Raw genomic sequence first — 10,269 nt, forward strand, 5'->3', positions numbered from 1 at the left:
GTGTGACTGATTCCACCCTGCCTACGTCTTATGTTGTAACCCTGTCCTGCCCGGACCGGCCCGGAATTGTGCACGCCGTCGCGGGCGCCCTGTTGGAAGCGGGTTGCAACATCGCCGATTCCCAGCAGTACGGCAGCCCGAGCACCGGGAACTTCTTCATGCGGGTGGAAGCCACGACGTCGTCGAGCCAAGAAGAGCTGCGGGGAGCATTGGCACCCGTGGCGCAAGCATTCGGAATGACCTGGGAAATCAACCCCGTGGCCGGGAAAGTGCGCACGCTGATCCTCGGCTCGAAGGACGGACACTGCCTCAACGACCTCCTTTTCCAGCAACGCTCCGGCACCCTGCCCATCGAGGTTCCGGCCATTGTGTCCAACCACAGGGACTTGGAAGGCCTCGCCGACTTCTACGGCATCCCCTTCCACCACATCCCGGTCACTGCGGACACGAAGCCCCAGGCCGAAGGGAAACTCCTCGAGCTGATCCGTGAGCACGGCGTCGAATTGACCGTGTTGGCACGCTACATGCAGGTCCTGTCCAACGATCTCTGCACCGAACTCAGCGGCAAGGCCATCAACATCCACCATTCCTTCCTGCCCTCCTTCAAGGGCGCCAAGCCGTACCACCAGGCACATGCGCGCGGCGTGAAGATCATTGGCGCCACGGCGCACTACGTCACGGCCGATCTGGATGAGGGTCCCATCATCGAGCAGGAAGTCATTCGGGTGGACCATGCCCGCACGGCCGAGCAGTTCGTGCAGATGGGCCGCGATGTCGAAGGCAGGACCCTCGCGAAGGCAGTGCAATGGCACGCTGAGCATCGCGTCCTGTTGGATGGCACCCGCACGGTGGTCTTCAACTAGGCAGGCCTGCCAAACTACGCTGGGCCAATGGAAGGCATTCCAGGGACGCACCGCGTGCGGTGCCGTGAATGGTTCATCCGCCTCCTCAAGGAGGAACACCGCCATGCGTTGTTCGAGCTGGGTTGCGGCACGGGCATCGAGGGCGTGGAATTCGTTCGCGCGGGCCTGCACTATACCGGCGTCGACCTCTCCGAGGAAAGCATCTATGAGGCCCGGGCCAAGCGGCTTGACGCCACAGTGGCGAGCGGCCGGGACCTGCCGTTTCCCGACGACGCGTTTCCGGCTGCGTGGACCATGAGCACGCTACTTCATGTCCCCAACAGCGGGATCCACGACGTCGTCAGGGAACTTGTGCGGGTCACCGCACCAGGTGCGGCGATCGCCGTCGGGCTCTGGTCCGGTGACGATGAAGAAGTGCTTAACCCGGATGACCTGGACGAGCCGCGGAGGTTCTTCAGCCTCCGCAGCGACGACACCGTACGGCGGATTTTTGGCGAACACGGCGTAGTGGAACACTTTGAAACCTGGCCCGAGGAGACGGGAGCGGGAAACCGGCATTATCAGTTCCTGGTCCTGCGGACGCCAGACAATGGCTGACCTGCGGTCATCTGCCCTACGCGTGTTTTAGGCTTGCCCCATGGCTCCCATTCACACTTTTGCCGGGGACACTCCGGTCATCCATGACTCAGCCTTCGTGGCGCCGACGGCGTCCATCATCGGCAAGGCCACGCTCGGCGAAGGCGCCAGCGCGTTCTACGGCGTGTCCGTCCGGGCCGACACCGCGGCGATCAGCGTCGGTGCCGGCTCGAACCTGCAGGACAACGTGGTCCTCCACGCCGATCCCGGGTTCCCGTGCACCGTAGGCGAGCGCGTCAGCGTCGGGCACTCAGCCGTCGTGCACGGCTGCACGGTGGAGGACGACTGCCTCATCGGCATGAGCGCGACCATCCTGAACGGCGCCGTGATCGGTACGGGCTCGCTCGTGGCGGCAGGCGCCGTCGTGCTTGAAGGCACCGTGATTCCGCCGCGCTCGCTCGTGGCCGGGGTGCCCGCCAAGGTGCGCCGCGAGCTGAGCGAGGAAGAGTTCGACGGCGTCAAGCGCAACGCCGCACACTACCGCGAACTCGCCGCGGCGCACCGGGAAATGCACGCGGGGTAGCGTCAGGAGAACCTCAGTCCAGGATGATCGGCCCCAACTCGTCCAATAGTTCGCCGGGGCCGGGGTTGCCCGGGACCGACGATCCGCCGAGGTGGTTCACGACGCCCCAGACGGCGTTGAGTCCCGTGGTGACTGCCCCTTCCGCCCAGCCGGCGGTGAAGGAGACGTCGTCGCCGGCGAGGAAGATGCCGCGCTGGCCCTCGGGGAGCCTGTCCTGCTTGAAGTGGGTGAACAGGCGCTGTTGGTAGCGGTAGTGCCCGGGCAGGTTGGCTTTGAAGGCACCCATGAAGTTGGGATCGGCTTCCCAGGACACCGTGATCGGTTGGCCGATGATGTGGCTCGCGATGTCCACGCCGGGGTAGATCTGTTCGAGCGAGTGCAACATGAGCTTGACGCGTTCTTCGGCGCTGAGTGCGAGCCACTTCAAGGCGTCGTCGTTCCACGTGTAGGAAAGCAGGATGACGGCCGGTTTGTCAGGGCCGTCGTCGAGCAGGTACGTTGCCCGGTTGAGCCGGTCCGTCAGCGTCATGGACAGCACTTCGCGTCCCGTTTCGGGGTCGATGTCCTTCCAGAACGGCCGGTCCACCATGACGAACGTCTTGGAGGACTGCATGTAGTGCGAACGTTCGATCGCGGTCCACAGCTCGGCGGGGAACAGCGCTTCCTCGGTGTGGATACGGGTTGAGAGCAACCAGGACTGGCAGGTGGTGACGACGGCCGGGTACCCGGTCTCGCGGCCCCAGCGCTCACGCACCAGGAGGTCGCCGTCAGCCCCGCGCTGGATGCGGTCCACGGCTCCGCGCGGAGATCCGGAATGCAGGGATGCCAGTGAGGTGCCTTCGGGCCAGTGAGCCATGCCCGACGGCGCGTGGTTCCAGAGTGCCTCCGGTAGCCGCTGCGCTCCCCCGGTGATGAGCCGGTGCTGGTCATCGGCGTCGGTGTAGACAACGCGGAGGATTTCGAGGATGGAGTTGGGGAAGTCGGTGTCCCAGCCACCGGTGCCGAAACCGACCTGCCCGAATGCTTCGCGATGCGCGAAGCCGGCTTTCTTGAAGGACTCGCTGGCCGCGATGAAGCCGTAGAAGGTCTGTTCGTCCAGCTTGGGGAGCAGTTCGTTCCACAATTGCTTGATTCGGGCGGTGTCGCGGGCCCGGATGGCTTCTTGCATTTCCTGGAACGCTGCGCCGTCGTTGACCGCGGCTTTCCACGCTGCTGCGACTTCGTGGAAGAACTCAGGCAACTCGGCGGCGGTGGCCGCGTAGTGCTTCTCTCCTGCCAGTTCGATCACGGTGCTCGACGTTGCCGGTGCGAGCGGGTTCGGAAATTCCCGGGTGTCGAGCCCGAGGAGGTCCACATAGTGGTAGAAAGCCTTACCCGAAACCGGGAAGCGCATGCCGCCAAGGTCCGCGACGACTCCGGGCGCGGAGGGGAAGCTCGCAGTGCGCAGCCGCCCGCCGATCTGGTCCGCTTCGTAGACAACCGGGCGAAGGCCGAGCTTCATCAGCTCATAGGCCGTGACGAGTCCCGAAAGGCCGGCGCCGATGACGGCGACTTCGGTTCCGTACAGTTCCGGCGGGACCACGGCCAGGCCGTCCGGGTGGGCCAGGTAGTGGTCGTAGCTGAACGGGAAGTCCGGGTTCAGCATAGTGATGGGAGCCTCGGACGGCGTCGCCTGGTCCGCTCCCCTGTCGAGGGTGTGTTCCGCGGGCAATTCGGTGGCGATGGTCATGAAAGTTCTGCCTTCACAGTTTCCGGGTCGGGGACCCTTGCGGATAGTTCACGGTATTCCTGTTCTGTCAGGGCCGCTACTTTGGAATTCCGGCGTCCATAGCCGAAGTACAGGGCGATCCCCACGAGCATCCAGCCGCCGAACACCACCCAGGTGTCGGCGCCGAGGTTGGCCATGAGGTAGGCACACATGAGCGTGCCGAGGATTGGCGCGGCCGGGTACAGCGGCACGCGGAAGCTCCGCTTGAGGGCCGGTTGGTTGCGCCGGAGGTAAATGACGGCGACGTTGACGAGTGCGAAGGCGAAGAGGGTGCCGATGCTGGTGGCGTCGGCGAGCGCACCGAGCGGGACCAAGCCCGCGGTGAGTGCGACGACGGTGCCCACGATGAGCGTTCCGGCAACGGGAGTGCCGGTCCGGCGGGAGACGCGACCGAAGACCCGGGGCACGAGTCCGTCACGGGACATGGACATCAGGATGCGGGTCTGGCCGTACAGCACAGTCAATACGATGCTGGCGATGGCGAGCACTGCTCCCACCGAGAAGACGAGCGCAATCCACGGCTGGTGGGTGGTCTCTTCGAGGATCTGGACGAGGGCAGCTTCCGTGCCGCCGAACCAGCCCCAGGGACGGGCACCGATGGCCGCGACGGCAACCAGGACGTAAATGCTGGTGACGATCACCATGGACAGCAGGATGGCCCGGGGAAGGTCGCGCTTCGGGTTGCGTGCTTCTTCGCCGGCCGTGGAGGCGGCGTCGAAGCCGATGTACGAGAAGAACACCCGTGATGCGGCTGCCGAGACTCCGGCGGCGCCCATCGGCATGAGGGGATCGAAGTTTCCGGCGTTGAAAGCCGTGAAGGCCACTGCGCAGAAGAACAGCAGGATGACGATCTTGACGGTGACGATCGCTGTATTGATCCAAGCGCTCTCGCGGGCTCCGCGCACCAGCAGGATCATGGCGAGGACCACGATGACCATGGCCGGGATGTTGACGACGCCGCCGCTGCCGGGCGGTTGCGACATCGCGTCCGGCAGGACCTGGCCGAAGGCAGCGAGGGTTTCGTTGACGTACTGCCCCGCGCCGACTGCCACCGCGGCCACGGACACCGCGTATTCGAGGACGAGGCACCAGCCGCAGATCCAGGCCATGCCTTCGCCCATGGTCGCGTAGGAGTACGAGTAGCTCGAACCGGAGACGGGCACCAAGCCGGCCATCTCGGCGTAGGAGACCGCGGACAGCAGTGCCGCGAGGCCGGCCACGACGAACGAGATCCACACAGCCGGGCCGGCCAAGGGAACGGATTCGCCCAGGATCACCAGGATGCCGGTGCCCAATGTGGCGCCGACGCTGATCATCGTGAGCTGCAGGACTCCGAAGCTGCGGACCAGCGGAGTACCGCCTTCGCCGCTGCCGGATTCGCTGACCATTTGTCCGATCGGTTTGCGCCGCAGCAATTGGGCTCCGAGCCCCGGACGGCTGATAGCCCGGGTGTCACGTGTTGCTTCGGTTCGGGTGGAAGTAGGCACAGTCACCGTTGACGTCCCTTCAGAGTAGTTTTCGGTTTCCCCTGTCCACCGTAAGCCTGTGAGCCATCTCTCAAAGTGTGCAAAATGACCTATAGTGTTCATCCATGAGACGTATTGCACCATTTGAAACAGCGCCCGAAGCGGCGCTTTCGGGACAGGTCAACGTTGACCTGTCTGCGATTTCAGACAACATCAAAGCCCTCAGGAAGCGCACCGACGCCCCGCATTTCATGGCCGTCGTCAAGGGAAACGGCTACGGCCGCGGCCTGATCGACGTTGCCCGCACAGCCCTCGAAGCAGGCGCGGACTGGCTCGGCACCGCACAGTTGAGCGAAGCCGTTGCCTTGCGGCGGGCGGGTATCACAGTCCCGGTCCTGTCGTGGCTATATCTGGCATCCCAGACGAGCGCGACCATTCGGGAAGCGCTCGAGCACGACGTCGATGTGTCGCTTGGGAGCGTCCGTCAACTTGAGGTGCTGGCCGGTATCGCGAGGCACGTGGGCAGGCCCGCCGTCGTGCACTTGGAACTGGACAGCGGGCTGAGCCGCGGCGGCGCTCGCAAGGAGGATTGGGCAGGGCTGGTAGCCAAGGCCCGCGCGGCCGAAAAGGACGGAACGCTGAAGGTCCGCGGCATCTGGACCCATTTGGCGTGGGCCGATGTTCCCGCCCACCCGGGCAACGCCGCCGCCGTCGCCGAATTCGAGGACGCGGTACGTGAAGCCCATGCCGCCGGCCTCGAGCCACAATTGCGGCATGTTTCAAGCTCGGCCAATATCCTGGACCGGCCCGAGTTCCACTTCGACATGGTCCGGGCCGGCCTGGCAATCTACGGGCTCGCTCCCGCGGACCACCTGAACCCGGCGGACTTCGGGCTCCGCCCGGCGCTGACGGTCACGGCGCCTCTTGTCATGGTCAAGAAGGTCCCCGCCGGAACCGGCGTCAGCTACGAACACCAAGCCATTACCCACGAACCGCGATACCTGGGCCTCATTCCGCTCGGCTACGCGGACGGTATTCCGAAAGGCATCAGCGGACGGAGCCTGGTCCAGATCGCCGGACGGAAAGTCCCCGTGATCGGAAAGGTGTGCATGGACCAATTCATGGTGGACCTCGGGCCGGACGCCGCCGGAATCGACGTCGGAGATATCGCAGTCCTGTTCGGGGATCCGGCCAGCGGAGCGGCGAGCGCCGACGATTGGGGCGCGGCGATCGGCAGCCACGGTGACGAGATCATTAGTCGGATCGCGCCCCGCCTGCCACGCGTCTACCAAAGCAGCGCGTACGAGTGCCCCGACTACCAGGAGGAGGCCCCGAGCCATGTCCACTGAGCCGAGTCCAGGGCGCTTGAGCTTCGTCACCCTCGATCAGTTCCTCACGCAACTGCCGCCGGAACTGGACATGCTCCACGACGGCGGCAGCGGCGGAGAACTGCTGCGCTGGGTGGAACCAAGCGAACTGGACGACCCCACCCCCTATCTCCCGGAAGGGGAGTTCCTGCTGACTGCCGGGCTCCCCTTCCTGGGCGACGGCGGAACGCCGGCCAGGGTGGATGCTTACGTCAAGCGGCTGGTGGGGGCCAAGGTGGCCGCCTTGGGCTTTGGAATCAAGCCGTATTTCGACGCCGTTCCGCCGGAACTCGTTGCCGCGTGCCGGCGGCACGAGCTCACCTTGATCGGCATCCCGGAATCGATCCCGTTCGCAGCGATCGGCCTTGAGTTCTCCCAGCTCCTGGAATCGGACAACGCAAGGGTGTTCCGCCAACTCGCGGAGACCAACCGCCAACTGATGCGGGCCGTCCTGTCGCCGCGCCCGGAACACGAACTCCTTGCCGCGCTCGTCCAGAAAGTTCCGGTCTGGGCGCTGCTCATCGGGGCGGACGGGCGCGTCCGTGCGCGCGCCCACGCAGCCGGCGGCAGCAGCGGCGTCGAGCACTCACTGCTGGAACCGATGTTGGAACGGCTCCTTTCCGGGAGGGGTCCGCGGGTTGAGATGGACGGTTTTGAGCAGCCCGGCTCGGCGATGGTCTTCGGCCACCCGCTGCGAAGCACCAAGGATGCGAACCTCGGCGCACTGGTCCTGGGGTCGGACACCGCGCTGGCTCCGGCGCAGAACATCGTGGTCCAGTCGGTGGTGGGCCTCCTCGAGTTGCTGGTGCGACAACGGACCAGCGGCTCGCTCGCGCCGAGCCAACTGGCCACGGCCCTCCTCCTGCATCCTGAAACCCTCGCGAGCGGCGGGACCCGGCACATCAACGGGCTTAAGGACCTCCTGGCCCAAAGCCTTTCTTCGACGCGATCCGCTCCCCTGCGCGTGGTCCAAGGCATCAAAGTGGACTCCCCTGACTGGCCTGCCGACGACGGCCCGGTGCGGGAGGTCCTGCAGTGGCGGCGCCTCTTCGACACCAAGCTCGTGGAAATCACGGACTACGGATTCGCGGCGATCACCAGGCTCAAGGTGGACGACGCGTTGTTGGCGGATGTCGAAAAGCTCGGCTGGCGGCTGGTCATCGGCGATCCCACGGAGCTGACCGGGCTTGCCGCAGCCCATCAGCGGGTGACGTCGCTCCGGTCGCGTGTCCAGTCGAGTGGCCGCAGTGCCCGGGTCGACGAAGTGACGTGGTCGGTCACCGGCCTCCTGGGACGCGAAGCCGGGACCATGCTGGCGGCAAGGCTCCTCGAACCCGTGCTTTCCTTGGAGGCGGATCGTCGCGATGCATTGCTCGCTGTGCTCCGTGGCTGGCTCAGTGAGAACGGGAGCTGGGACGCGTCCGCCAAGGTGCTGGGACTCCACCGCAATAGCGTCCGCCGCCAGATCGGACTAGTGGCCGAACTTCTCGGAGCCGACCTCAACCAGGCCCAAGTGCGCGCGGAACTCTGGATCGCGTTGCAGTATGCCGACGACGTAGTGGCCGGGATTTCCGAGGTTTCCTGAGGCTTCCGCGAGTCGGCCACGTCGGTGCTGGCTTCTCCGTACACTGGGCTGCATGGCATCCCGCATCAGCGAACTTGTCCTCAACTGCGCCGACCCGGAGCTCCTCGCGCGCTTCTGGTGCGGAGTCCTCGGCTACGTAGAGCTCGACCGGGACCAGGGCGCGATCGAGATCGGTCCGTCCGACGCCGGGTTCGGAGGCCTGCAGCCCACCATCTTCCTGAGCCCGAGCACCAATCCGCGGACCGGCAGGCTCCCCCTCCACATCGATGTCAACCCAGTCGATCGGGACCAGGACGCCGAGCTGGAACGTTTGCTCGCCCTCGGCGCCCGCCCTGCCGACGTCGGCCAAACCGGCGACGAACCATGGCACGTCCTCGCCGACCCGGAGGGGAACGAGTTCTGCCTGCTGCGCAAGCGGCTGGAGGCCTAGGCCGGACGTCGGTGCTCCCCCACATGCCCAACGGCCAATCCGCCACCCCTAAGGAACGCCCGCCCCTGCTGCGCCCCTGGCCCTTTGTTGTCGCCTTCGGCATCGTGAGCCTGCTCGCGGACATGGTCTACGAAGGCGCCCGCAGCATCATCGGACCGTACCTGGGCACCCTGGGCGCGGGCGCCACCGTCGTCGGCCTGGTTGCCGGAGCCGGCGAGTTCATCGGCTACGGGCTCCGCGTCCTCTCCGGCCTCGCCGTCCGCCGCACCCAGCATTACTGGGCCTGGACCATCACCGGCTACGCCCTCACCGTCCTGAGCGTTCCCCTGATCGGAACAACCGGCCTCATCGCCCCGGCCTTGCTCCTCTACGGCACCGAACGGCTCGGCAAAGCCGTCCGCTCACCGGCCAAGGACACCCTCCTCTCCCATGCCTCGACCAGCACCGGGCGCGGATCCGCGTTCGGGGTCCACCAAGCCCTGGACCAGACCGGTGCCATGCTCGGACCCCTGCTCCTGGCCGCGGTCCTGGCCTGGCACGAAGGCGACTACAGGCTCGCGTTCGGCATACTCGCCGTCCCGGGCGTGCTAGTCCTTGCCATGCTGTTCTGGCTCAGGACCCGCGTACCGAATCCGGCCGCCTACGAACACGGCGCCCCAACCGCCACCACCAGCGAACGGACCCACAGTCCACAGGCGAAGGAAACCCGCGTGCAGCTGCCAGCACGGTTCTGGCAGTACACCGCGGCCGTGGCCGTCCTGTCGTGCGGGGTCGCGCCCTTCCCGCTCATGGCCTTCCACGCCCAGACCGCTGGCCTCCTCAGCGATGCCCTGGTCCCGGTCGTGTTCGCCGTCGCCATGGCAGTGGACGGCCTCAGCGGCCTCATTGTCGGACGCCTCTACGACCGCCGCGGTCCCCTCGTCCTCCTCGCGGTTCCCGCCGCCGCGGCCATCGCCGCGATCTCCTTCGCCAACACTGTGGCCCTCGTCTGGGCCGGCGCAGCCGTCTGGGGCATCGTCAACGGTGTCCTGGACTCCACCGTCAAAGCCGTCGTGACAGAACTTGTCCCCTCCGACTCCCGCCCGGTCGCCTTCGGCTGGCTCGCCCTCGTCCGCGGGCTCGGCCTCCTCGCCGCCGGCGGCATCCTCGGCGCCGCCTACAGCATCAGCCCGGTCGCGGCCATCATCGTAATCCTCGCCGCCAACGTACTGGCCTCCGCCAGCCTCACCCTCGTCCTGCGTAGGCTTCACCAGCACTGAACTCACGTTTGGAAGGTCGTCTAGGTGTTTTGGGGCATCTATCTAGGTGTTGAGGCCAAAAACTCGACCCTTAACTAGTGTCGCGTGTCGTTAATAGCTAGACGTTTGGGTGTTTGGGAGGATTGGTTATGGCCAATCGTCCTGCTGCTGCCCTGGGTCTTCGTGATGGTGATTTTGAGGCGTTGAATCGTCTGTCCAGGTCCTCGGCGGGACGGGCGGGACTCGCCCAGCGGGCGCGGATCGTGCTGCTGGCCGCGGAGGGGCTGTCGAACACCGTGATCGCCGAGCGTGTCGGGGCGACACGGACGACGGTCATAGGGTGGCGCAGCCGGTACGAGTCCGCAGGGATTGCCGGGCTGCATGATCAGGACC

10 protein-coding genes are annotated in these 10,269 nt (G+C 65.9%); 8 read left to right on the top strand and 2 right to left on the bottom strand.

The annotated features are described in order from the left end of the window. Positions 1–2: 2 nt before the first annotated feature. Genes purU through E1809_RS10460 form a run of 3 tightly spaced genes read left to right on the top strand, consistent with a single transcriptional unit; the run spans position 3 to position 2,022 of the window. Positions 3–863, top strand: coding sequence for a formyltetrahydrofolate deformylase (gene purU / locus E1809_RS10450; RefSeq protein WP_133204166.1), 861 nt, complete (start codon positions 3–5; stop codon positions 861–863). Positions 864–890: 27 nt separating this feature from the next. Further along, complete coding sequence (locus E1809_RS10455; RefSeq protein ID WP_133204167.1) at positions 891–1,460, top strand: class I SAM-dependent methyltransferase; 570 nt, start codon at positions 891–893, stop codon at positions 1,458–1,460. A gap of 40 nt (positions 1,461–1,500) precedes the next feature. After that, positions 1,501–2,022, top strand: a complete 522-nt coding sequence (locus E1809_RS10460; RefSeq protein WP_133204168.1) for a gamma carbonic anhydrase family protein — start codon at positions 1,501–1,503, stop codon at positions 2,020–2,022. Positions 2,023–2,035: 13 nt separating this feature from the next. Here E1809_RS10460 and E1809_RS10465 read toward each other — a convergent pair whose 3' ends face one another. Together E1809_RS10465 and E1809_RS10470 are read right to left on the bottom strand one after the other, a co-directional pair. Beyond that, a complete protein-coding gene (locus E1809_RS10465; RefSeq protein WP_205754156.1) occupies positions 2,036–3,751 on the bottom strand; it encodes a flavin monoamine oxidase family protein in 1,716 nt (571 codons plus the stop codon). Further along, on the bottom strand, positions 3,748–5,178 hold the full coding sequence (locus tag E1809_RS10470; RefSeq protein ID WP_235835545.1) for an amino acid permease: 1,431 nt from the start codon (positions 5,176–5,178) through the stop codon (positions 3,748–3,750). Before E1809_RS10470 ends, E1809_RS10465 begins: the two co-directional genes overlap by 4 nt. 203 nt (positions 5,179–5,381) lie before the next feature. Between E1809_RS10470 and alr the strand changes: the two genes are divergently transcribed. The 5 genes from alr to E1809_RS10495 all read left to right on the top strand — a co-directional run. Continuing rightward, positions 5,382–6,605, top strand: coding sequence for an alanine racemase (gene alr / locus E1809_RS10475; protein WP_133204169.1), 1,224 nt, complete (start codon positions 5,382–5,384; stop codon positions 6,603–6,605). Beyond that, complete coding sequence (locus E1809_RS10480; protein WP_133204170.1) at positions 6,595–8,208, top strand: PucR family transcriptional regulator; 1,614 nt, start codon at positions 6,595–6,597, stop codon at positions 8,206–8,208. The genes alr and E1809_RS10480 overlap by 11 nt, the downstream gene beginning before the upstream one ends. 52 nt (positions 8,209–8,260) lie before the next feature. After that, positions 8,261–8,638 carry a VOC family protein gene (locus E1809_RS10485; protein WP_133204171.1) on the top strand — a complete coding sequence of 126 codons (378 nt, stop codon included), beginning with the start codon at positions 8,261–8,263 and terminating at the stop codon, positions 8,636–8,638. 23 nt (positions 8,639–8,661) lie between these two features. Next, positions 8,662–9,897: an MFS transporter gene (locus E1809_RS10490; protein WP_133204172.1), complete on the top strand. Its 1,236-nt coding sequence runs from the start codon at positions 8,662–8,664 to the stop codon at positions 9,895–9,897. A gap of 128 nt (positions 9,898–10,025) precedes the next feature. Further along, on the top strand, positions 10,026–10,269 hold a 244-nt coding region (locus E1809_RS10495; RefSeq protein WP_133204173.1), incomplete at its 3' end, for a helix-turn-helix domain-containing protein.

Source organism: Arthrobacter terricola (assembly GCF_004354015.1).
Lineage (GTDB): Bacteria > Actinomycetota > Actinomycetes > Actinomycetales > Micrococcaceae > Arthrobacter > Arthrobacter terricola.